Origin of the sequence: Streptacidiphilus sp. BW17 (assembly GCF_041262485.1) — a bacterium.
Classification (GTDB): Bacteria; Actinomycetota; Actinomycetes; order Streptomycetales; family Streptomycetaceae; genus Streptacidiphilus.
Genome location: NZ_JBGCCR010000024.1, coordinates 38,184 through 60,696, shown reverse-complemented (window position 1 = coordinate 60,696; position 22,513 = coordinate 38,184). Strand labels below are relative to the sequence as shown.

The window sequence follows — 22,513 nt, the reverse complement described above, 5'->3', positions numbered from 1 at the left end:
CGTTCCTGTATGAACATGAAAGTGGTCCTGTTCGGCGCCTCGGGGATGGTCGGACAGGGCGTGCTGCGCGAGTGCCTGCGGGACGAGCGGGTGCGTGAGGTCGTCGCCGTGGTCCGCAGGCCGCTCACGCCGGTCGATGCGCCGGGGATCACGGACGGCGCCGAGAAGCTGACCGAGGTCGTGCACGACGACTTCACCGACTTCTCCGCGCTGCACGACCACTTCGAGCACGCCGCGGCCTGCTTCTTCTGCCTCGGCGTCTCCAGCGTGGGCCAGAACGCGGAGACCTACCGGCGGATCACGTACGACTTCACCATGGCCGCAGCGCGCGAACTCGCCTTTGCCAGCCCCGGGTTGACCTTCACCTACGTCTCCGGGGAGGGCACCGACGCCACCGAGCGCGGCCGGGTGGCCTGGGCGCGGGTGAAGGGCGCCACCGAGAACGCGCTGCTGGCGCAGGAGGGGCTGGTCACCTACCTGTTCCGGCCCGGCTGGATCCAGCCGATGCACGGCGAGCGGGCGAAGACCGGCTGGTACCGGGCCGCCTACGCGGCCTTCCGGCCCGCCTACCCGCTGCTCTCCCGGCTGGCGCCGAGGCATGTCACCACGACGGAGAACCTGGGCCGCGCCATGCTCGCCGTCGTGGACCTGCACGGCACCGGTCCGCGCGTGCTCGCCAGCCCCGAGATCAACGAGCTCGCCGCCGGAGCGGAGCCCGAGGCGCACGGCTGACGGCCCCGGCTGGCGACGAGCTCCGGCCGCGTCACCCCGAGGAGGTGAACTGGCGGCTCAGCCGCAGCATCTGGGCCGGGGTGGTGTGCGGGAGGTACGCCTTGCCGATGGCGGTCCCGATCGCGGGCAGTTGGGCCGGGTCCGGGTACGACATGTAGAGCGGCAGGTACTCGGGCTGGAACTTGGCCTTGAAGGCGAGCAGCGAACGGAAGCCGTAGACCGACTCCAGCGCCTTCCCCGCGATGTCGAGGACGCGTTGGAGCGGCACGGCCTGCTCGCCCCGGTCGATCCGGGCCAGCGGCGCGCCGGAGAGGCTCAGGAACTCCGCGCCCTCCTCCTTGAACTGCAGTGCCGCGCTGGCGATCAGGAACTCCATCACGCCGCGGAAGCCCTCGCCGCTGCGGCGCATGAAGTCGAGGGTCCAGCCGACGGGCTGCCCCTCCCGGTAGCAGGGCAGCCAGCTGGTGATGCCGTGCAGCGTTCCGTCCGCGTCCACCGCCACCAGGATCCGCACGCGCGGGTCGTCCAGCTCGTCCAGGCCGCCGAGGGTGAAGCCCATCTCGGGCAGGCCCTTGTCCGCCACCCACTCCTCCGACAGTGCCCGCACCTGCTCCTGGACGGAGAGCGGGGCGGTGGGCCAGGTGTGCCAGTGGGCGGTGATCCCGGCCTTGCCCGCCTTGTTGAGCGCGGTCCTGACGTCCTGCCACTTCTTGCCGGTGAAGGCGAGGTCGGGCAGCCGCAGCAGGGTGTCCTCGGCCACCTGGACGGCGGACCAGCCGAGCGCGTCCGAGCGCTGCCTCATCTCGCCGGTGATGCTGTAGAAGCAGGGCGACCAGCCCTGCTCGTCACAGAAGCTGCTGAATCCCGCCACCGCCGCCCGGCGGGCGTCCGGCTCACCGTAGGGGTCGCCCGTGGTGAGCGCGATGGAACCGACGACCCGGTAGGCGACGGCGGCCCGGCCGTCCTCGCTGATCCAGTACTCGTTGCCGGGCCAGGTGGTCATGTAGGAGAGGGTCGAGCCGCCGTTCTCCAGCAGCAGCGCCCCCGCCTCGGCCGAGTGGTCCTCCTTCCGCCGTGCGCCCGCCCGCCAGAAGGCCACGAAGAGACCGCCGAGCACGATCAGCCAGAAGACCGGCCCGGTCAGCTCGTACAGCGCCTTGGCCCAGCCGCTCACCGGGACGAACGCGTAGAGGGAGGTGCCGAAGAGGATCAGATAGCTGTCCGGGAGCAGGCGTTTGGGGTAGTCGACGAGCATCTGGTGGAAGGTCGGCACCGGACTGAACTCGTTGCGGGCGTCGTAGCCGAACTTGACGTAGGTCGCGCCGATGACCACGAAGGCCAGCACGGCGATGGTCCAGAAGGTCAGTGCCGTCTCCTTCTCCGCGCGCAGGCGGAAGTGGCACCGGGTGAGCGCCAGCACCGCCAGGATCACGACCGGGACCAACAACAGCCCGACGGAGTAGATGGTCACCCCGGTGACCAGGCCGGGCTGGGTGGTCGGGTCGTTCACCAGTTGGGACCGGGTGAGCAGGAAGAAGCGCAGCGTCGCGGCGAAGATGCCGACCTCGAAGAGCGCTGCCGCCCACCAGGCCATCCGCCGCCCGCGCCAGAGTCCGAGCGCGATCACCGCAAGGATCAGCACCGGCACGAACAGCGTCACCACCGCCACGCTGTTGTTGAGCAGGTAGTCGGCACGTAGGGAAAGACAGGCCCTGCTCCCCGCGCCCGCTCCGGCGCAGGCGTCGGTGACCTCCCCGGCGGACAGGTTGGAGGGGATGAAGAGCTCCTCGTAGATCGCCAGCGGGCCGCCCTGCGAGCCGGTGATCCAGCTGATCGCGGGTCCGATCGCGGAGGTGGCCGCGAGCAGCGCCACCAGGACTCTGGTCTCCGCGTGGGAGGAGGGCAGCAGCCGGACGCCGCGCAGCGACCGCCGCTTGCCGAGCAGCAGCGCGCCGCCGACGAGGCCGACGAAGGCCGCGCCCGCCCGCATGATGTCGAGCACGTCGCCCGCGTAGAAGAGGAAGAGCAGCGTCATGGTGATCAGCAGCAGTCGGGTGCGGCGGCGCCACAGCGCGGTCAGTTGAGCGCTGAGGGCCAGTCCGACGCCGGTCAGCCCGACGCTCGCACCGACCGAGAGACTGATCGCGAGGTGGTGGCCGAGATCCGCGACCGAGCTCTCCAGCCACGGGTCACCCGCAGCCGCCCCGGCCTCGATCGCCGCGATCCCGAGCAGGGCGCCGAGCACCTGCGAGGCGAGGAGGAACGCCCCCGCCTTGACGGCGCCGAGGCGTCGCTCCGCCGGGAGCAGCGTGGCCAGCGCCAGCGCGGTGGTGATGAGGTACGGGGCCAGCCCCGGCTCCCAGAGGCCGTAGCTGAACAGGGTCCACCACCTGCCCTGCGTCAGGCTGGTGGTGCCGGCCCCGACATGCCGCAGCAGCGAGTCGGACGGGCCGTGGACGACACTGCCCGTCACGAGGCCGACCACCCAGAACGCGGCCAGGAAGACCGCCGTCAGCGGGGCCTTGGCCAGCACCCTGGGAACCACGGCCGCCGCGACGAGCCAGCGCCGCAGGTTCCCGGCGAGCCGGTGCAACGGGTTCGCGAGGGCGGCCGGCGCCTCCTCGGTGTCGGCGGTGGTCTGCGCTTGCGAGGTCATGAGCTCAGTCCGTCCTGCTGGGCGATCCAGGGCAGTTCGTCGGCGAGTCCGGTCTTCCACACGGCCCAGTCGTGGCCGCCGGGCACGGTCTTGTAGACCACGTGCATTCCGGCCTTCTGGCAGGCCGCGTAGACCCTGCGCTGCTGCGGCCCGAACTCGGCGTCGCCGTCGCCGGCCAGGACGACCCCGGCGGTGTCCGGGAACTGCCTGCGCGCCATCACATGCAGCGGGTCGGCGGTGTTGAAGGCGGCCTCGTCGCCGCCGAAGGCCTGGTTCACCGTCTTGGCGTGGTTGCCGAGCGTGGGCTCGTCCTGGCCGGACATGTCCAGGAACGAGCCGTACACCGCCGGCGCGTTGACCGCGAGCTGCAGCGCGCAGGTGCCGCCGAAGGAGAGGCCGCCGACGGTCCAGGCGGTGCGGCCGGCGCCGACCTGGAGATTGGCGGTGACCCAGGTCGGCACGTCCTTGGCCAGGTAGGTCTGCGCCTTGGCGATCTTCGAGTCCATGCAGAGCGTGTTGTCGAACGGCGAGCCGATCGGGTCCGCGACGACGACCACCGGCGCCAGCCCCCGGTGGCCGGCGGCGTACGCGTCCATGGTCTGCTGCAGCTGACCACCGCCCAGCCAGTCCTCCGGACCACCGGGCTGCCCGGCCATCAGCACCAGCACGGGCAGCAGCGGCCGGACCTTGGTGCTGTAGGCGGGAGGCGTCCACACGATCGCGTCGCGCGCGGTGAAGCCGGAGACGGCGCCGGGGATCCTGGCCGTGGAGAGGCGGCCCTTGGCCGGCATGTCGGCCGGTGGGTGCCACACCTCGGCGATGGTCCTGCCGGCCGGGACGTGCAGCACCGCCTCCTTGGCGCCCACCGCCAGCGCGTCCGGCTGGGTCTGCCAGGGTCCGGGCAACGTGCTCAACGTCGGGTACTGCTGGAACTGCTGGTTGACCCTGTTCCCGGCGAAGGCGACCACCAGCAGGCAGGCGACCAGTGCCAGCACCCGGCCGCCCCAGCGCAGGAACGGCAGTCGGAAGAGGAAGAGCAGCACCGCCAGCACGCAGACGCCGACCCATACCGCCGACTGGGTGGGCAACCCGTCGGGGAAGGGCTGCCACCAGTCGTCGACCCAGACCACGATCAGCACCGAGCACCCGGCCGCCAGCACCAGGACCAGCGGCAGCCAGCGCAGCCACCAGCTCCGACGCCGGGAGAGCAGCAACCATGCCAGCGACGCCACGCCCAACACGGCCAGCACGGCGGGGAGCCATCCGGACAGCAGCGACCAGTCCCCTGGGCCACCCGCGAGCTGGTTCCCCCGGACGGGCATGCGCCGCCACCTCTCGTGGTCTCTCACGATCTCTGGTTCCTCAGGCGATTCCAGAGCAGATCACCGGTGGCCGCATGTTGATCTTCACTCTGTCGGAAGGATCGGGCCCTGAAGATCGCGCCAGGACGCCGAAGGCCCCCGGCCGGGGGAGCCGGGGGCCTTCAGAAGCAGGTGCGGACCGTCAGTCCACCGGCGCGTAGAACGCGCGGAGCTTGCCGACGCCCGGTTCGAGGCCCTTCCAGAAGGACGGCACGTCGATCACGGCGATCGCCGAGGTCGGGAAGCCGGTGGCGCGCAGGTGGCCGAGGGTGTCCTCCTCGAACTCGCCGGAGAGGATCTCCGCCAGGCCCTGCACGCCCGGGTTGTGGGCGACCAGCAGCACCGTCCGGACGTCCTCCGGCAGCTCCTGCAGCACCTCGATCAGCTGACCCGGGGCGGCCTCGTAGAGCCGGTCCTCGTACACCGTGCGCGGGCGCTCCGGCAGCTCGTGGGCGAAGAGCTTCCAGGTCTCCCGGGCGCGCGCGGCGGTCGAGCAGAGGGCCAGGTCGGGGACGATGCCCGCAACGGCCAGCCAGCGGCCGGCGTTGGGGGCGTCCTTACGTCCACGGTCGGCCAGCGGCCGCTCGTGGTCGGCCACCCCCGAGGGCCAGTCGGCCTTGGCGTGGCGGAGGACGATGATCGTGCGGGACGTGTCGACGCTCATGTCTGTCAGCTTCGCAGAAAGCGGACGAAGCGGCAGGAGCTCACCCGAAGTTCGCGCCGATGGTGGCGATGATCGCGATGACCACCATGATCAGGCCGATCAGGCCGAACATCTGCAGGAGCTTCTTGTTGCCACCGGTGGGATTCGGTTCAAGAACAGGCATGGCAGGAAGTCTGCCACTCACCTCTCGTCCTCGATCTGCCGGGGTCGTCCTGCGGCGAGTCCGACGAACAGCTGGACCGTCATCAGCACCGCGAGCAGGATCAACGCCTGGTGCCAGCCGTGCTCACGCTGGTACAGCACGCCGATCACCACCGGGCCCGGCACCGAGATCAGGTAGCCGACGCCCTGGACGAAGGCGGAGAGCCGGGCCACGCCCTCGCTGGTCCGGGAACGCAGGCCGATCATCGTGAGCACCAGCGGGAAGGCGCAGTTGGCGATGCCGAGCAGCAGCGCCCAGACGTACGGCGCGGCGGCCGGGGCGAAGCCCAGGCCCGCGTAGGCGGCGAGCCCGCAGACCGCGAGGACGGCCGCGATCGGGCCCTGGTGCGGGATCCGCGTCGCCAGCGAGGGGATCACGAAGGAGAGCGGAGCGCCGACGGCCATCGTGACGGCGAGCAGCACGCCCGACTGCGTCGCGGAGATCCCGGCGTCCTGGAAGATCTGCGGCAGCCAGCCCATGGTGACGTAGGCCGCGGTCGCCTGCAGACCGAAGAAGACGCCGAGCAGCCACGCGGTGCGGCTGCGGGTGATCCGGATCGTGGCCGTGCCGGCGGCCGGGGCGCCCGCTCCGTCGCGGCGCAGCGTCGCCGCCTGGAACAGCCACAGCGCCAGCGCGACCGCGGCCGCCAGCGCCCAGACACCGAGCCCGACCCGCCAGCCCCCGCCCAGCGCGGTGGTCAGCGGCACCGCCAGCGCCGCCGCCACGGAGGTGCCGAGGGCCAGCGACATCGAGTAGAGGCCGGTGACCGGCCCGAGCCGGTCCGGGAAGTACCGCTTGACCAGCACCGGCATCAGCACGTTCGACACCGCGATGCCTGCCAGGGCGAGCGCGCTGAGCAGCAGGAACACCCCGCTGTTCGGGGCGAACGAGCGGGCGACGATCCCGAGCGTCACGGCCGCCATGCCCAGGCAGACCGTCACCGCCGGACCGAGCCGCCGAGCCAGCTTGGGCGCCAGCAGCCCGAACAGCGCGAAGCAGAGCGACGGCAGGGCCGTCACCAGACCGGCCACCCCGGCGCTCATGTGCAGGCTGCTCCGCACCGTGTCCAGCTGCGGCCCGAGCGCAGCGACGGCGGGGCGCAGGTTGAACGCGGCGAGGGCGAGCGCGAGCGCCAGCAACCAGCGCGCCTTGACGTGCACGGGCGCGAGGGTTCGCGGGGCTGAAACAGAAGATCGCGGGGCTGAGACAGAAGATTCGGCGTCGGGCAACGCCGGAGCGGCGGTCTGGTCGGCAGGCATGGCTGGATCATACAATGATGGGATGAATCCGGGGAGCGGTTTTACTCCCCTCCCGAACGCGGGATGATGTTCCGCACTCAGAACCAGCCGACAGGAGCGACATGGCACTGACCTCGCCCCGGCGCGAGCCGCTGGCCGACCAGGTGATCGCGCAGTTGCGCAGCCAGATCACCTCGGGTGAGTGGCCCGTGGGCTCCCGCATCCCCACCGAGGCCGAACTGGTGGAACGCCTCGGCGTCGCCCGCAACACCGTCCGCGAGGCGGTCCGGGCACTGGCCCACAACGGCCTGCTCGACATTCGCCAGGGCTCGGGCACGTACGTGCTCGCCACCAGCGAGCTCGCCGGCGTCATGCACCGGCGCTTCGCGGACGCGGACAAGGCGGAGATCACCGAACTCCGCCAGGCGCTGGAGGCGTCCGCGGCACGGCTCGCGGCTTCCCGCCACACCGCGCAGGATCTCCGGCTGCTGGAGACGGCACTGAGGCGGCGTGAGGACGCCTGGCGCTCCGGCGACGTGGAGGCTTTCGTCCTCAACGACGCCGCGTTCCACCAGGCGGTGACGGCGGCGGCCCACAACGAGGTCCTCTCCGCGCTCTACGCCGACCTCGGCGAGGTGATGCGGGAGGAGCTGCGCTCGGTCGTGGGACCGGTCCTGGACGAGAGCCGGTACATCAGCCACGACGGCATTCTCGACGCGATCCGCGCCGGCGACGGCGACACGGCGGCAGCGGAGGCCGCGTCAGCGCTGCAGTCGTGCCGGTAGGCACGAAGGGGCGCGGGGCTCTGCCGACATGCGGCTCCGCCGCGTGGGCGCGAGCAACCACCCTGCGCGGATGACCCTGACCGTTGAGGACCATCCGCATGCCGGTGGCTTGTCGCGCAGTTCCCCGCGCCCCTTGGTAGTGCAGCTATCTGCGGCAGCACGGGCACGGCTTGTCGCGCCCACGCGGCGGAGCCGCAAATCGGCAGAGCCCCGCGCCCCTAAAGTGCAACTACCTCGCGTGCCGAGCGCAGCGCTTACGCGCCGATGGCGTGGAGGCCGCCGTCGACGTGGATGATCTCGCCGGTGGTCTTCGGGAACCAGTCCGAGAGCAGGGCGACGATCCCGCGGCCGGCCGGCTCCGGGTCGGACATGTCCCAGGTCATCGGGGAGCGGGTGTCCCAGGTCTTCGCCAGGTCGGCGAAGCCGGGGATGGACTTCGCCGCCATCGAGCCGATCGGCCCGGCCGAGATCAGGTTGCAGCGGATGTCCTGCTTGCCGAGCTCCTTGGCCAGGTACCGCGAGGTCGCCTCGAGCGCGGCCTTCGCCGGGCCCATCCAGTCGTACTGCGGCCACGCGAACTGCGCGTCGAAGGTGAGGCCGACGACCGAGCCGCCCTCGGTCATCAGCGGAAGCAGCGCCGTGGTCAGCGACTTCAGCGAGAAGGCCGAGACCTGCATCGCGGTGGCGACGGACTCCCACGGCGTGTTCAGGAAGTTGCCGCCCAGGGCGTCCTGCGGCGCGAAGCCGATGGAGTGGACGACACCGTCCAGCCGGTCGCCGAGCTCGGCGCGGACCTTCTCGGCCAGGCCGGCCAGCTGCTCGTCGTTGGAGACGTCCAGCTCGAGGACCTTCGCCGGCTTCGGCAGCTTCTTGGCGATGCGCTCGGTCAGGCTGGGACGCGGGAACGCGGTCAGGATGATCTCGGCGCCCTGCTCCTGGGCCAACTTGGCGGCGTGAAACGCGATGGAGGACTCCATCAGCACGCCGGTGATCAGGATGCGCTTGCCGTCGAGGATTCCACTCATGGTGTTCAGTGACCCATTCCCAATCCACCGTCCACGGGGATGACGGCTCCGGTGATGTATGCGGCGTCGTCGGAGGAGAGGAAGCGCACCGCGGCGGCGATCTCCTCCGGCTGGGCGTAACGGGCCAGCGGCACCTGCGAGACGATCTCGGCGCGGCGTTCCTCGCCCAGCACCGCCGTCATGTCGGTGTCCACGAAGCCCGGGGCGACGACGTTGACAGTGATGTTGCGCGAGCCCAGCTCGCGGGCGAGCGAACGGGCGAAGCCGACCAGACCGGCCTTGGAGGCGGCGTAGTTGGCCTGGCCCGCCGAACCCAGCAGGCCGACGACCGAGGAGATCAGCACGACCCGGCCCTTGCGGGCGCGGAGCATGGCCCTGCTGGCGCGCTTCACCACCCGGAAGGTGCCGGTGAGGTTGGTGTCCAGGACGGAGGTGAAGTCGTCCTCGGACATGCGCAGCAGCAGCGTGTCGCGGGTGATGCCGGCGTTGGCGACCAGGACCTCGACCGGGCCGTGGGCGGCCTCGATCTCCTTGAACGCCTGGTCGACCTGCTCGCCGTCGGTGATGTCGCACTTGACGCCCAGCAGGCCCTCCGGCGGCTCGCCGGAGCGGTAGGTGACGGCGACCTTGTCGCCCGCCTCGGCGAAAGCCCGGGCGATGGCGAGGCCGATGCCCCGATTGCCTCCGGTGACCAGAACCGACCGGCTCACAGGCGTACCTCTCTCAACTGCGGGGACGTTCTCAGGGGCGGACAGTGCGACGCTATCCGCTGATCGCAGGCAGGAGCGAATCGACCCTCCACAGCACGGCGTGCGGGTATCTGTCGGCTTCTGACAGTTATGCGCGCACCCAGCGGGATTCAGGGCAGGATGCTGCCAGCGGATGATCCCACCTCACCGAGGAGACCCATGTCGCAAACTCCGACCCCGCCGGGCGTGGACGGCGCGTTCCTCTCGCTGCCGCTGCGGCGGCTCGCCGAGGCGGCCCTGACCAGGGCCCAGGCGCTGGGCGCCGCCCACGCGGACTTCCGCCTGGAGCGGGTCCGCAGCGCCTCGCTGCGGCTGCGGGACGCGCGGCCCGCGGGCGGCTCGGACGCGCTGCAGCTCGGCTACGCGGTGCGCGTGGTCGTCGACGGCGCCTGGGGCTTCGCGGCGGGCGTGGACCTGACGCCCGAGGCGGCGGCGCGGGTCGCGGAGCAGGCGGTCGCCGTGGCGCGGCTGTCGGGCGGGCTCAGCGAGGAGACCGTGGAGCTGGCCGAGGAGCCGTCCTACGGCGACGTCACCTGGGTCTCCTCCTACCAGGAGAACCCGTTCGACGTCCCGGACCCGGAGAAGTCGGCGCTGCTGGCCGACTGGAGCCGCAGGCTGCTGGACGCCAAGGGCGTCTCGCATGTGACGGCGTCTCTGCTGGCCGTCCAGGAGAACAAGTTCTACGCGGACACCGCCGGGACCACCACCACCCAGCAGCGCGTCCGGCTGCACCCCGAGCTGGAGGCGGTCTCGGTCGACGAGACCTCCGGAGCGTTCGACTCGATGCGGACGCTGGCCCCGCCGGTCGGCCGCGGCTTCGAGTACCTGCGCGGCACCGGCTGGGACTGGGACGCCGAACTCGCCCAACTGCCGGAGCTGCTGGCCGAGAAGATGAAGGCCCCGGGCATCGAGGCGGGCCGCTACGACCTGGTCGTCGACCCGTCCAACCTGTGGCTGACCATCCACGAGTCGATCGGCCACGCCACCGAGCTGGACCGGGCGCTCGGCTACGAGGCCGCCTACGCGGGCACCTCCTTCGCCACCTTCGACAAGCTCGGCTCGCTGCGCTACGGCTCCGACGTCATGCACGTCACCGGCGACCGCACCGTGGAGCACGGGCTGGCCACCGTCGGCTACGACGACGAGGGCGTGCAGACCCAGCAGTGGGACCTGGTCAAGGACGGCACCCTGGTCGGCTACCAGCTGGACCGGCGGATGGCGCTGATGAAGGGCCTCGGCCGGTCCAACGGCTGCGCCTTCGCCGACTCCCCCGCGCACGTCCCGGTGCAGCGGATGGCCAACGTCTCGCTCCGGCCCGCCGAGGGCGGCCCGGACACCGCGGGCCTGATCGCGGGCGTCGAGGACGGCATCTACATCGTCGGCGACCGCTCCTGGTCGATCGACATGCAGCGCTACAACTTCCAGTTCACCGGGCAGCGGTTCTTCAGGATCCGCGGCGGAAAGCTGGCCGGGCAGGTCAAGGACGTCGCCTACCAGGCCACCACCACCGACTTCTGGGGCTCGATGGAGGCCGTCGGCGGTCCGCAGACGTACGTCCTGGGCGGTGCCTTCAACTGCGGCAAGGCGCAGCCGGGCCAGGTGGCGGCGGTCTCGCACGGCTGCCCGTCCGCCCTGTTCCGCTCCGTCAACGTGCTCAACACCCAGCAGGAGGCCGGACGCTGATGCCCAGTCAGAACACTGTCCAGGCGGGCGCCGTCAAGCCGCACGAGCTGGTCGAGCGCGCGCTGGAGTTGTCCCGCGCCGACGGCTGCGTGGTCATCGCCGACGAGGAGTCCACCGCCAACCTGCGCTGGGCCGGGAACAGCCTGACCACCAACGGCGTCACCCGGGGCCGGACGGTCACCGTGATCGCCACCGTCGACGGCCGGGAGGGCACCGCCGCGGGCGTCGTCTCCCGCGAGGCGGTCACCGCCGACGAGCTGGAGTCGCTGGTCCGCGCCGCCGAGGACGCCGCGCGGGCGGCCGGTCCGGCCGAGGACGCGCAGCCACTGCTCGCACCGGCCGGTCCCGCGTCGGCCGACTTCACCGGGGCCCCGGCCGAGACGTCCATCGACGTCTTCGCCGAGTTCGCGCCCGCGCTCGGCGAGGCGTTCGCGCTCTCCCGCAAGAGCGGCCGGCTGCTGTACGGCTTCGCCCACCACACCGTCACTTCGACGTATCTGGGCACCTCCACCGGCATCCGGCTCCGTCACGACCAGCCGAGCGGCACGCTGGAGCTCAACGCCAAGACCGCCGACCTCTCGGCCTCCGCCTGGACCGGCGCGGCGACCCGGGACTTCCGCGACGTGGATGTGGAGGCCCTGGAGCAGCGCTTGGCGCAGCGGCTCGGCTGGGCCGAGCGGACCGTCGACCTTCCGGCGGGTCGCTACGAGACGCTGCTGCCGCCGTCTGCGCTGGCCGATCTGATGATCTATCTGACCTGGTCGGCGGGCGGTCGGGACGCCCACGAGGGCCGCACCGTCTTCTCCAAGCCGGGCGGGAAGACCCGCCTCGGCGAGCGGCTGTCCCGGCTGCCGCTGACCCTGCGCAGCGACCCGACCTACGCCGGGCTGGAGGCGGCGCCGTTCGTGGTCGCGCACGCCTCGGGCGGCGACACCTCGGCGTTCGACAACGGCCTGCCGCTGACGGCCACCGACTGGATCCGCGACGGCGAGCTGGCCAACCTGATCACCACCCGCCACTCGGCCGGTATGACGGGTCTTCCGGTCCGGCCCGCGATCGACAACCTGGTCTTCGAGGGCCCCGACCCGCGCGGCGGCGCGACGCTGGACGAGATGATCGCCCGCACCGAGCGTGGCCTGCTGCTCACCTGCCTCTGGTACATCCGCGAGGTGGACCCGGCGACGCTGCTGCTCACGGGCCTCACCCGGGACGGCGTCTACCTCGTCGAGAACGGCGAGGTGAAGGGGGCGGTGAACAACTTCCGCTTCAACGAGTCCCCGGTGGACCTGCTCGGCCGGATCACCGAGGTCGGCCGCACGGAGCAGTGCCTGCCGCGCGAGTGGAGCGACTGGTTCACGCGGGCGGCGATGCCGCCGGTGCGGGTCGGCGACTTCCACATGAGCTCGGTGAGCCAGGCGTCGTAGACCGTCCGGCCTCGCCCCTGGGCCGACACGCGACGTTTCGGGCACCCCCCTCTCCTCGGCGGGGTGCCCGAAGCGTACGGTGGACGGGAAGGGCCGCGAGAGGGGTCGGCCGGGCGTGGGCGGGTGAGTCAGGGTGGGTAAGTCGAAAGCGGTCCGTATCACCGGTGCGCGGTCGAGCCTGACCGAGGACGTCAAGGGCCGCCAGCGCAAGTACATGGTCTCGATGGCCGTCCGCACGATCTGCGTCATCCTTGCGGTCGTGCTCTGGTCCGAGTCGCGGATAGCGGCGATCATCGCGCTCGTCGGCGGCACGGTCATCCCCTACTTCGCCGTCCTGTTCGCCAACGCCGGTCGCGAGGGCCCGCCGAAGACGCCGGAGACGTTCGTGGGTTACCAGCCCCCGCCGATGCTGGGCGCCGGGTCGGCGGCTCCGACCGACGGTGAGGGGTCGTGAGGGCGTCCCTCGCGTCCGGGCTTGAGCGCGGGCTTGAGCGCGGACTCCGGCCCGGCTCAAGCGGAATGGCCTGATCCCGGGTCCGGAGCCCAGAGTTACGTGCCATACTGCTCACGCGCTCCGCGTCCCCCGTCGGAGCGACGGACCGATGCCGGGCGGCTCCCCCCGTGGCTGCCCGGCATCGCCATTAGGGTTTGGGGCATGAGCACCACCGACGCCCCCATCTGCTCCGCCAAGGGCTGCCGCGCCGCCGCGGTCTGGGTCCTGGCCTGGAACAACCCCAAGCTGCACACGCCCGACCGCAGGAAGACGTGGCTCGCGTGCGAGGAGCACCGCGAGCACCTGACGCAGTTCCTGGACCTCCGCGGGTTCCTCAAGGACGTTGTCCCGCTGGCGGAGTGGACTCAGGAGTGAGTTGCACGACCTAGTGCCGCGCCCCATGAGCACCGTGCAACCGGCCCTATCCGCCGATGGCCGACATCGGCCGCTCGGGCTGGTGGAAGGAGGGGTCGTCGATGCCGGCGGCAGCCTTCTTGCCCCACATCGCCTTGCGCCACAGCTCCGCGATCTCCGCGTTCCCCGCTCCCGCGCGCAGCGCGCCCCGCAGATCCGTTTCCTCCGTCGCGAACAGGCAGTTGCGGATCTGACCGTCGGCGGTGAGCCGCGTGCGGTCGCACGCCCGGCAGAACGGGCGGGTGACGCTGGCGATCACGCCGACGCGTGCCGGGCCGCCGTCGACCAGCCAGCGTTCGGCGGGGGCCGCACCGCGCCGCTCGTCCGGCTCGGGGGTCAGCGTGAAACGTGCGGACAGCCGCTCGAGGATCTCCTCCGCCGTGATCATCTTCGAGCGGTCCCAGCCGTGTTGGGCGTCCAGCGGCATCTGCTCGATGAAGCGCAACTCGTAGCCGTGCTCCAGCGCGTAGGCGAGCAGATCGGCTGCCTCGTGGTCGTTGACGCCGCGCATCAGCACCGCGTTGAGCTTGACCGGTCGCAGCCCCACCGCCTCCGCCGCGGCCAGGCCCGCGTGGACGTCGTCGAGGCGGTCGCGGCGGGTGAGCGTCTTGAAGGTGGCTGGGTCGAGGGTGTCGACGGAGACGTTGACCCGGTCCAGACCGGCGTCGCGCAGCGCCTGCGCGGTGCGCGACAAGGCGATGCCGTTGGTCGTCAGCGACAGCTCAGGGCGCGGCGTCAGCTGCGCGCAGGCCGCGACTATGCCGACGATCCCGGGACGCAGCAGCGGCTCACCGCCGGTGAAGCGGACCTCGCGCACGCCCAGCTCGCCGACGGCGATGCCGACCAGGCGGACGATCTCCTCGTCCGTCAGCAGCGTGTCCTTGGCGAGCCACTGCAGGCCCTCCTCGGGCATGCAGTAGGTGCAGCGCAGGTTGCAGCGGTCGGTCACCGAGACACGCAGGTCAACCGCGCGACGCCCGAAGGTGTCGAGCAGACCGGTTTCGACTGCGGTCACGATGCCACACACCTTTCTCTCCGCCTCACAGCCAGCGTAGTGCCCCGCACCGACACACGAGTCGACCGTCCACGGCTCCGCGTCCACCCGACCGGGCCGGAAGAGGCGCGTCCCCGGCCTGTCCCCGGCCTGCGCCCGTCCCATCCCCAGCTATGGACACGCAGGCGTGTCCAGGTGGCGCTTCTCACCACCCAGGCCTATTCCTCGGTCCGTTTGGATCTTGCAAGCATGGCCGCATGACAACGCCGACAGCACCCGCACCGCTCGACGGCGTGCTCGTGGCCGACTTCAGCCGGGTGCTGGCCGGTCCGCTCGCCGCAGCGACCCTCGCCGACCTGGGCGCGACCGTGGTCAAGGTGGAGCGCCCCGGCGCCGGGGACGACACCCGCGCCTGGGGACCGCCGTTCGTCGACGGCACCGCCGCCTACTTCGACGCCGCCAACCGCACCAAGCGCGGCATCACCCTGGACCTCGGCGACCCGGACGACGCCGCACTCGCCCGAGAGCTGGCGGCCCGCGCCGACATCCTGATCGAGAACTTCAAGCCCGGCTCCCTCGCCCGCTACGGGCTGGACCAGGCGTCCGCGCTGGCCGCCAACCCGGGGCTGGTCTACTGCTCGATCACCGGGTTCGGCACCGGCAGCCCGCTCCCCGGCTACGACTTCGTGGTCCAGGCCGTCGGCGGCCTGATGAGCATCACCGGCCCGGCCGACGGTGAGCCGCACAAGGTCGGCGTCGCCCTCGTCGACGTGCTGACCTCCAAGGACGCGGTCGCCGCAATCCTGGCCGCGCTGCGGCACCGGGACCGGACCGGCCAGGGCCAGCATGTGGAGGTCAACCTCCTCTCCAGCCTGCTCGGTTCGCTGGCCAACCAGGCGTCCGGCTTCCTCGCCACCGGCCGCGCACCCGGCCGGATGGGCAACCAGCACCCCAGCATCGCGCCCTACGAGACGCTGCACTGCGCGAACGGCGAGCTCCTCGCCGTCGCGTGCGGCAACGACGGCCAGTTCCGCGCGTTCGCCAGGACGCTGGGCGTGCCGGGCCTGGCCGAGGACCCGCGGTTCGCGACCAACGCGGAGCGGGTCCGGAACCGTCCGGAGCTGGTCTCGCTGCTGGAGGCGGCGCTGACGGCGCACGGCACGGCCGAGTGGCAGGCGCTGCTCACCGGGGCCGGGATCCCGTGCGGCCCGGTCAACGACCTGGCCGGCGCGTTCGCGCTCGCCGACGAGCTGGGCCTCGCGCCGGTGGCGGACGTCGGCGAGGGCCGCGTCCCGCAGGTCCGCAGTCCGCTCACCCTGACCGCGACACCCGTCCGTCAACCCGTCGCCCCGCCGCGTCTCGGCGAGCACAATGACGCCGTACGCGCCTGGCTCACCGCCCCGCGTTCCGAACCGCTCTCGACCACCGAGGAATCAGCATGAGCCCTGCTCTGGACCCCCGTGACCCGCTCGGTTTCGACGACCTGCTCAGTGCCGAGGACCTCGCCGTCCGCGACACCGTGCGGGAGTGGTGCGCGGACCGGGTGCTGCCGCACATCGCCGACTGGTACGAGGCGGGCGAGCTGCCCACGGTGCGCGAACTGGCCCGCGAGCTGGGCTCGATCGGCGCGCTGGGCATGCACCTGCACGGCTACGGCTGTGCGGGCGCCAGTGCCGTGCAGTACGGCCTCGCCTGTCTGGAGTTGGAGGCGGCCGACTCCGGGCTGCGGTCGCTGGTCTCGGTGCAGGGCTCGCTGGCCATGTACGGGATCCACCGTTGGGGCAGTGAGGAGCAGAAGCAGCAGTGGCTGCCGGGCATGGCGGCCGGCGAGATCATCGGCTGCTTCGGCCTGACCGAGCCGGATCACGGCTCCGACCCGGCGTCGATGCGCACCGCCGCGAAGCGCGACGGCTCGTCCGACGGGGCAGACTGGATCCTCAACGGCCGCAAGATGTGGATCACCAACGGCTCGGTGGCCGGCGTCGCGGTGGTCTGGGCGCAGACCGAGGACGGCATCCGGGGGTTCGTCGTACCGACGGACACGCCGGGCTTCTCCGCTCCGGAGATCAAGCACAAGGGCTCGCTGCGCGCCTCGGTCACCAGCGAGCTGGTGCTGGACAACGTGCGGCTGCCCGCCGACGCCGTCTTTCCGGAGGTGCGGGGCCTGAAGGGCCCGCTGTCCTGCCTGAACCAGGCCCGCTACGGCATCGTCTGGGGCGCGCTGGGCGCTGCGCGCAGCTGCCTGGAGACGGCGCGGGAGTACAGCATCACCCGCGAGCAGTTCGGCAAGCCGCTGGGCGCTTTCCAGCTCACCCAGGCCAAGCTGGCGGACATGTCGTTGGAACTCAACAAGGGCCTGCTGCTCGCCCTGCACCTCGGCAACCGCATGGACGCAGGCACGCTGCGCCCGGAGCAGGTCAGCTACGGCAAGCTCAACAACGTCCGCGAAGCGATCGAGATCGCCCGCACCGCGCGGACCATTCTGGGCGCGAACGGCATCAGCTACGAGTACCCGATCATGCGGCACGCCAACAACCTTGAATCCGTGCTCACTTACGAGGGCACCGTCGAGATGCACCAGTTGGTCATCGGCAAGACCCTCACCGGGCAGGACGCCTTCCGGTAGGAGCCGCACCGAAGACTCCCGGGGCGGTCGCCGGCTTCCCTCCCGGCCGCCCCGGGAGTCCTGGTGGTGCCGCGAGCCTACGACGGGTAACGGATCAGGCTCGTGGTAGCCAGGTCGAAGTCGAAAGGCGCCGGGATCGGGACGGTGTCACCGAACTTCCCGATCCACCGCTGCCGGTAAGTGCCGTCGGCGGGCTCGGAGTAGAGGGTGACCGTGCCCTCGCGCGGGTCGATGAGGAGATAAAGCGGAACACCCATGCGCGGATAGTCCCGCACCTTGCCGACGAGATCGTTCTCCGGGTTCGACGGGGAGACGATCTCCACCGTGATCTCCGCGAGGTCCGCGGACACCTCGTTGCCGCCCAGTTCCACGACTGCCAGCGGGATGTAGGTCAGGTCCGGATTGCGCAGAGTGCCGGTGTGCGGCGAGGCAAGGTCGGTGTTCTCGCTGGGCATGAGCTCAGCCGGCCGGTGCCTGTCGAACTGCTCCCGCACCACCAGAAGGTTCCGCTGGTGGATCACCGAGGGCCCGGCCATCATGATGACCTCGTCGCCGGACACCTCGATCTTCCAGCCCGACGGCGGGGTCAGGCTGGACGCGTAAGCCAGCAGTTGGGCGTGGCGCTCAGGGATGACAGGACCGGTCATGTCGCCATCATCCCATTCCGGAGCCACCCGGCGAACGACTCAGAAGGTGATCTTCACCTTCAGCGCCGTGCGCTCGTCCATCGACTTGTAGCCGTCCGGGACACCGTCCAGGCCGACCTCCGCGTCGAAGACCGGGGACGGGTCGATCGTGCCGTCGAGCACGTCGGCGAGCAGCTCAGGGATGTACGCCCGCGCCGGGGCCACACCGCCGCGGAGAGCGACGTTGCGGTTGAACATCTGGCTGATGTCCACGCCCGCGCTGCCGCCGTGCGGGACGCCGACGTAGCCGACCGCGCCGCCGTCGCGGGCGATGGAGATCGCGGTCTTCATGGACTGCTCGGTGCCGACGGCCTCCAGAACCGCGTGGGCGCCCACGCCGCCGGTCAGCTCGCGGACGGCCTCGATCGCCTCGTCGCCCCGCTCCGCGACGATGTCCGTCGCGCCGAAGGTGCGGGCGATGGCCGTGCGGGTCTCGTGGCGGCCCATGGCGATGATCCGCTCCGCGCCGAGCCGCTTCGCGGCGAGGACGCCGCAGAGGCCGACCGCGCCGTCGCCGACGACGGCGACCGTCGCGCCGGGACGGACGCCCGCCGCGAGCGCGGCGTGGTGGCCGGTCGCCATGACGTCAGACAGCGCCAGCATCGCGGTGAGCAGCCGCGGATCCGACTGGGCGTCAGTCGGCAGCTTGACCAGCGTGCCGTCGGCGAACGGGACGCGGACCGCCTCGCCCTGGCCGCCGTCGGAGCCGGGCGTGCCCCAGAAGCCGCCATGCGGGCAGGAGGTGGTAAGTCCTTCGGCGCAGAACTCGCAGACGCCGTCGGACCAGACGAACGGCGCGACGACCAGGTCGCCCGGCTTCACGTCGCGGACGTCAGCGCCGACGGCCTCGACCACGCCCAGGAACTCGTGCCCGATCCGCTGTCCCGGCTCGCGTGCGGCGACGCCGCGGTAGGCCCACAGGTCGCTGCCGCAGATGCAGGCGAGGACGGTCCGCACCACCGCGTCGGTGGACTTGCGTACCACCGGGTCGGGGACCTCCTCGATCCGGATGTCGTTCGGTCCGTGGATGACTGTGGCGCGCATGGTGCTTCTCTCTGGTGGTTCCGAGCCCGTGGTCACGGGCTTCGCCCGACAGTGCGGCGGTCGGCGCTGTCAGGCTCTCACCGTATTGTGGTCCACCATGCTTGCAGGGAGCGACACAGAGGCCATCTGGCCCGCGGAGTACCCGGACGCCGGCTGGGCGGTGGTGGACGTCGAGACCACCGGGCTCGGACGGACCGACCGGGTGATCTCCGTCGGCGTGTACCAACTGGACGCGCGCGGCGGCGTGCAGGACCACTGGTACGCCACGGTCAACCCGGAGCGCGATCCCGGACCGGTCTGGATCCACGGCCTGACCTCCGACGTGCTGGAGGGTTCGCCCACGTTCCCCGGCATCGCCGACGAGCTGTCGCGGCGGCTTGCGGGCCGGGTGCTGGTGGCCCACAACGCCCTGTTCGACTGGTCGATGATCTCCCGTGAGTACGCCCGGATGGACGGGCGCGCGCCGATCGAGCAGCGCCTCTGCACCATCGTGCTCTCCCGGGACCTGCGCCTGCCGCTGCCCAACCACAAACTCGGCACGCTGGCCGCGCACTTCGGCGTGGAGACCCGGCAGGCGCACCACGCGCTGGACGACGCCCGCGTGCTGGCGGAGGTGTTCCGGCCCAGCCTGCGGCTGGCCGCGGACGCGGGGCTGCGGCTGCCGCTGGTCCCGTGCGTGCCGATAAGCGACCTCGGGCCGAGCATGAGCACGGGGGCGACCGCGCCGGTGCCCTCGCAGACGATCCGCCGTCAGGGGTCCTGGGGCGGGTACCGGCCCGCCAAGCGGCGTCCGGCCTGCCCGTACCCGAACCCGGGCCGGTGGCAGCAGGACGGACCGCTGGTGCAGGGCATGCGCGTGGCGATCACCGGCGACACCGCGACCGACCGCGAGGTGCTGGAGGACCGGCTCACCGAGGCCGGGCTGCACGTCGCGACCTCCGTCAGCAGCCGGACCAGCCTGCTGGTCACCAACGACCCGGACGGCTGGACGGGCAAGGCGCGCAAGGCCCGCGAGGTCGGCACGCCGGTGGTCGACGAGGCCGCTTTCCTCCAACTCCTCCAACGGGTGGCACCCCAGCGCAAGGACTGACGGGGAGCGGAGGTAACGTCGTGGAGTGCTCCGCATCTTCCTCACCCGGCGCTGGCTGATCCTGACCCTGGTGTTCCTCGCCCTCATCCCGGCCATGGCGTGGCTGGGCCAGTGGCAGTACCACCGGTACCAGCAGACCAACCGCAGCAACGCGACGATCAACGCGAACCTGGCCGCGCGCCCGGTCGCGATGGAGACGCTGTCGAAGCCCGGTGTGACCGTCCCGTTGAGTGAGATGTATCGCACCGTCACCGCGATGGGACACTTCGACGCGGCGAAGGAGGTCGTGATCCGGAACCGGACCGACGCCTCCGGTGACCAGCCCGGCTTCTACCTGGTCACCCCGCTGGTCACCGACGACGGCAAGGTGGTCCTGGTCAACCGCGGCTGGATCGCGCCCGGCAACGCCACCGGCGCCCAGCTGCCTCCGCTGCCGACCACGCCGAGCGGCGAGATCACCGTCACCGGCCGGCTGCGGCCCGACGAGACGGCCGCGCTGACCGGCATCCACAACCCGGGCGGGCTGCCGAACCGGCAGTACATGCTGATCAACAGTCAGGAACAGGCCAAGAACTTCAGTCAGCCCGTGCTGGCCGGCTATCTGGAGATGACCGGGTCCTCTCCTGCCCTGTCGTCCTCCGCCCAGGCCGAGATGGTGCCCAACCCGAACGACACCAACTCCAACTCCCTGGCCGTGGTGGGCAAGGGCGTGCACCTGCCCTACGCCGTCCAGTGGTGGCTCTTCGCGGTGATGATCCCCATCGCCTGGTTCTTCCTCTTCCGACGCGACGTGAGGCTGGCCGCAAAGGCCTGACTTCGGGTGCCCCACCGGGCAGGATGGCCCCATGCCCGGACGCATCGAGGACTACGCGCTCATCGGAGACCTGCAGACCGCCGCGCTGGTGGGCAGGGACGGTTCCATCGACTGGCTCTGCCTGCCGCGGTTCGACTCGCCCAGCTGCTTCGCCGCACTGCTGGGCGGCGACGAGCACGGCCACTGGCGGCTCGCCCCCACCTCCGACGGCCAGGCGCCCCGCCGCTCCTACGTCGGCGACACCCTGGTGCTGCAGACCGAGTGGACCACGGCCACGGGCACGGTCCGGGTGATCGACTTCATGCCGCAGCGCGACCGCACGCCGGACGTGATCCGGATCGTCGAGGGCGTCAGCGGCGAGGTGCACATGACCGGCGAGGTCCGGCTGCGCTTCGACTACGCCCGGATCATCCCGTGGATGCGCCGCACCAACCACCACCGGGTCGCGGTCGCCGGTCCCGACTCCGTCTGGCTGCACTGCGGCGACGGCGTGCGGACGGTCGGCAAGGACTTCGCCACCATCTCGACGTTCACCGTCCGCGCGGGCGACCGGGTGCCGTTCGTGCTCAGCTACGCGCCCTCGCACCAGCGGCAACCCCCGCGCCCGGACGCGGAGGCGGAGCTGAAGAGCACTCTCGCCGACTGGGAGACCTGGTCGGCGCGGTGCTCGACGGAGATGGCCGAGAGGGACCACGCGGCCGTCATCCGCTCCCTGATCACGCTCAAGGCGCTCACCTACGAGCCGACCGGCGGCATCGTCGCCGCCGCGACGGCGGGACTGCCCGAGCAGATCGGCGGCGCGCGCAACTGGGACTACCGCTTCTGCTGGCTGCGCGACTCCACGATGACCCTCTCCGCGCTGCTGAACGCCGGCTACCGGCGCGAGGCGGAGGCCTGGCACAACTGGCTGCTGCGCGCGATCGCGGGCGACCCGGCCGACCTGCAGACGATGTACGGGGTCGGCGGCGAGCGCCGGCTCCCGGAGACGGTCGCCGACTGGCTGCCCGGCTACGAGGGCTCGCACCCGGTCCGGTTCGGCAACGCGGCCGTGGACCAGCTCCAACTCGACGTCTACGGCGAGGTGGTGGACACCCTCTACCTGGCCCACCAGCACGGGATCCGGATAGAGCGTCATGTCTGGGGCCTGCTGCGCAAGCTGCTGGAGTTCCTGGAGGAGCACTGGTCCGACCCGGACGAGGGCCTGTGGGAGGTGCGCGGGCCGCGTCGCCAGTTCGTCCACTCCAAGATCATGTGCTGGGTCGCCTTCGACCGCGCGGTCAAGCTCGCCGACGAGACCGGCCTGCCCGGCCCCACCGAGCGCTGGCGCGAGCTGCGCGACAACATCCACGACGACGTCTGCGCACGCGGCGTCGACCCCAAGCGGGGCGTCTTCACCCAGTACTACGGCGGCCAGGCGCTGGACGCCGCCACCCTCTTCGTGGTCAAGACCGGCTTCCTGCCCGCGTACGACGCCCGGGTGGTCGCCACGGTCGAGGCGGTCCAGCGCGAACTGGACCACGACGGCTTCGTCCGCCGCTACTCGACGCCTGCGGGCTCCGACCAGACGGACGCGGTGGACGGCCTGGCGGGCACCGAGGGCGCGTTCCTGGCCTGCTCGTACTGGCTGGCCGACGCGCTGCTGGCGATCGGCCGCGTGGAGGAGGCGCGGGCCCTGTTCGACCGGGTCTCCGGCCTGGCCAACGACCTCGGCCTGATCTCGGAGGAGTGGGATCCGCTGACCGGACGCCAGCTCGGCAACACACCACAGGCGTTCACCCATGTCGCCCTGGTCAACACCGCGTTCGCGCTGGCCGCAGCGGAAGAGGAGTGAGA

General features: G+C 71.4%; 21 protein-coding genes. 11 read left to right on the top strand and 10 right to left on the bottom strand.

The window, feature by feature from the left end; all coding sequences use genetic code 11:
- Window positions 1-9: 9 nt before the first annotated feature.
- Window positions 10-732 (top strand): epimerase, encoded by a 723-nt coding sequence (locus ABH940_RS25755; protein WP_370072416.1) that lies wholly within the window; start codon window positions 10-12, stop codon window positions 730-732.
- A gap of 31 nt (window positions 733-763) precedes the next feature.
- On the opposite strand, the gene ABH940_RS25750 is transcribed toward ABH940_RS25755, so the two are convergent.
- The 5 genes from ABH940_RS25750 to ABH940_RS25730 form a co-directional block, all read right to left on the bottom strand.
- Complete coding sequence (locus ABH940_RS25750) at window positions 764-3,388, bottom strand: bifunctional lysylphosphatidylglycerol flippase/synthetase MprF (protein WP_370106273.1); 2,625 nt, start codon at window positions 3,386-3,388, stop codon at window positions 764-766.
- Window positions 3,385-4,710, bottom strand: a complete 1,326-nt coding sequence (locus ABH940_RS25745; RefSeq protein WP_370072418.1) for an alpha/beta hydrolase — start codon at window positions 4,708-4,710, stop codon at window positions 3,385-3,387. Before ABH940_RS25745 ends, ABH940_RS25750 begins: the two co-directional genes overlap by 4 nt.
- Before the next feature lie 181 nt (window positions 4,711-4,891).
- Window positions 4,892-5,413, bottom strand: coding sequence for a histidine phosphatase family protein (locus ABH940_RS25740; RefSeq protein WP_370072419.1), 522 nt, complete (start codon window positions 5,411-5,413; stop codon window positions 4,892-4,894).
- Window positions 5,414-5,453: 40 nt separating this feature from the next.
- Window positions 5,454-5,576, bottom strand: a complete 123-nt coding sequence (locus tag ABH940_RS25735; protein ID WP_268926978.1) for an SGM_5486 family transporter-associated protein — start codon at window positions 5,574-5,576, stop codon at window positions 5,454-5,456.
- Window positions 5,577-5,593: 17 nt separating this feature from the next.
- Window positions 5,594-6,874, bottom strand: coding sequence for a CynX/NimT family MFS transporter (locus ABH940_RS25730; RefSeq protein ID WP_370106272.1), 1,281 nt, complete (start codon window positions 6,872-6,874; stop codon window positions 5,594-5,596).
- A gap of 101 nt (window positions 6,875-6,975) precedes the next feature.
- On the opposite strand from ABH940_RS25730, the gene ABH940_RS25725 reads away from it, so the two are divergent.
- Window positions 6,976-7,638 carry a FadR/GntR family transcriptional regulator gene (locus ABH940_RS25725; RefSeq protein WP_370106271.1) on the top strand — a complete coding sequence of 221 codons (663 nt, stop codon included), beginning with the start codon at window positions 6,976-6,978 and terminating at the stop codon, window positions 7,636-7,638.
- Window positions 7,639-7,892: 254 nt separating this feature from the next.
- Here the strand turns inward: ABH940_RS25725 and fabI are convergent, their stop codons facing one another.
- Window positions 7,893-8,663, bottom strand: coding sequence for an enoyl-ACP reductase FabI (fabI, locus tag ABH940_RS25720; RefSeq protein WP_370072483.1), 771 nt, complete (start codon window positions 8,661-8,663; stop codon window positions 7,893-7,895).
- 5 nt (window positions 8,664-8,668) lie between these two features.
- Window positions 8,669-9,373 carry a 3-oxoacyl-[acyl-carrier-protein] reductase gene (fabG, locus tag ABH940_RS25715; protein ID WP_370072484.1) on the bottom strand — a complete coding sequence of 235 codons (705 nt, stop codon included), beginning with the start codon at window positions 9,371-9,373 and terminating at the stop codon, window positions 8,669-8,671.
- Window positions 9,374-9,571: 198 nt separating this feature from the next.
- On the opposite strand from fabG, the gene ABH940_RS25710 reads away from it, so the two are divergent.
- The 4 genes from ABH940_RS25710 (at window position 9,572) to ABH940_RS25695 (ending at window position 13,387) form a co-directional block, all read left to right on the top strand.
- Window positions 9,572-11,095 (top strand): TldD/PmbA family protein, encoded by a 1,524-nt coding sequence (locus ABH940_RS25710; protein WP_370106270.1) that lies wholly within the window; start codon window positions 9,572-9,574, stop codon window positions 11,093-11,095.
- Window positions 11,095-12,519 carry a metallopeptidase TldD-related protein gene (locus tag ABH940_RS25705; protein ID WP_370106269.1) on the top strand — a complete coding sequence of 475 codons (1,425 nt, stop codon included), beginning with the start codon at window positions 11,095-11,097 and terminating at the stop codon, window positions 12,517-12,519. The genes ABH940_RS25710 and ABH940_RS25705 overlap by 1 nt, the downstream gene beginning before the upstream one ends.
- Window positions 12,520-12,652: 133 nt before the next feature.
- Window positions 12,653-12,973 (top strand): DUF3099 domain-containing protein, encoded by a 321-nt coding sequence (locus ABH940_RS25700; RefSeq protein WP_370072487.1) that lies wholly within the window; start codon window positions 12,653-12,655, stop codon window positions 12,971-12,973.
- Between the two features lie 201 nt (window positions 12,974-13,174).
- Window positions 13,175-13,387, top strand: a complete 213-nt coding sequence (locus ABH940_RS25695) for a hypothetical protein (protein ID WP_370072488.1) — start codon at window positions 13,175-13,177, stop codon at window positions 13,385-13,387.
- Between the two features lie 46 nt (window positions 13,388-13,433).
- Here the strand turns inward: ABH940_RS25695 and moaA are convergent, their stop codons facing one another.
- Window positions 13,434-14,441, bottom strand: coding sequence for a GTP 3',8-cyclase MoaA (moaA, locus tag ABH940_RS25690; protein WP_370106268.1), 1,008 nt, complete (start codon window positions 14,439-14,441; stop codon window positions 13,434-13,436).
- A 236-nt stretch (window positions 14,442-14,677) separates the two neighbouring features.
- Between moaA and ABH940_RS25685 the strand changes: the two genes are divergently transcribed.
- Together ABH940_RS25685 and ABH940_RS25680 are read left to right on the top strand one after the other, a co-directional pair.
- Complete coding sequence (locus tag ABH940_RS25685; RefSeq protein ID WP_370072490.1) at window positions 14,678-15,862, top strand: CaiB/BaiF CoA transferase family protein; 1,185 nt, start codon at window positions 14,678-14,680, stop codon at window positions 15,860-15,862.
- Window positions 15,859-17,046, top strand: a complete 1,188-nt coding sequence (locus ABH940_RS25680; RefSeq protein ID WP_370106267.1) for an acyl-CoA dehydrogenase family protein — start codon at window positions 15,859-15,861, stop codon at window positions 17,044-17,046. Before ABH940_RS25685 ends, ABH940_RS25680 begins: the two co-directional genes overlap by 4 nt.
- A gap of 77 nt (window positions 17,047-17,123) precedes the next feature.
- On the opposite strand, the gene ABH940_RS25675 is transcribed toward ABH940_RS25680, so the two are convergent.
- Together ABH940_RS25675 and ABH940_RS25670 are read right to left on the bottom strand one after the other, a co-directional pair.
- Entirely contained in the window at window positions 17,124-17,693 is a 570-nt protein-coding gene (locus ABH940_RS25675) for a Uma2 family endonuclease (protein WP_370106266.1), read from the bottom strand.
- A gap of 39 nt (window positions 17,694-17,732) precedes the next feature.
- Window positions 17,733-18,776: a zinc-dependent alcohol dehydrogenase family protein gene (locus tag ABH940_RS25670; RefSeq protein WP_370072493.1), complete on the bottom strand. Its 1,044-nt coding sequence runs from the start codon at window positions 18,774-18,776 to the stop codon at window positions 17,733-17,735.
- A gap of 97 nt (window positions 18,777-18,873) precedes the next feature.
- Here ABH940_RS25670 and ABH940_RS25665 point away from each other — a divergent pair, with 97 nt between their 5' ends.
- From ABH940_RS25665 to ABH940_RS25655, 3 genes are read left to right on the top strand one after another with little or no spacing between them, the layout of a single operon-like run.
- Window positions 18,874-19,866 (top strand): DEDDh family exonuclease, encoded by a 993-nt coding sequence (locus ABH940_RS25665; RefSeq protein ID WP_370072494.1) that lies wholly within the window; start codon window positions 18,874-18,876, stop codon window positions 19,864-19,866.
- A gap of 25 nt (window positions 19,867-19,891) precedes the next feature.
- Window positions 19,892-20,680 carry an SURF1 family protein gene (locus ABH940_RS25660; RefSeq protein ID WP_370072495.1) on the top strand — a complete coding sequence of 263 codons (789 nt, stop codon included), beginning with the start codon at window positions 19,892-19,894 and terminating at the stop codon, window positions 20,678-20,680.
- 31 nt (window positions 20,681-20,711) lie between these two features.
- Window positions 20,712-22,511, top strand: coding sequence for a glycoside hydrolase family 15 protein (locus tag ABH940_RS25655; RefSeq protein ID WP_370072496.1), 1,800 nt, complete (start codon window positions 20,712-20,714; stop codon window positions 22,509-22,511).
- The last annotated feature ends 2 nt before the right edge of the window (window positions 22,512-22,513 follow it).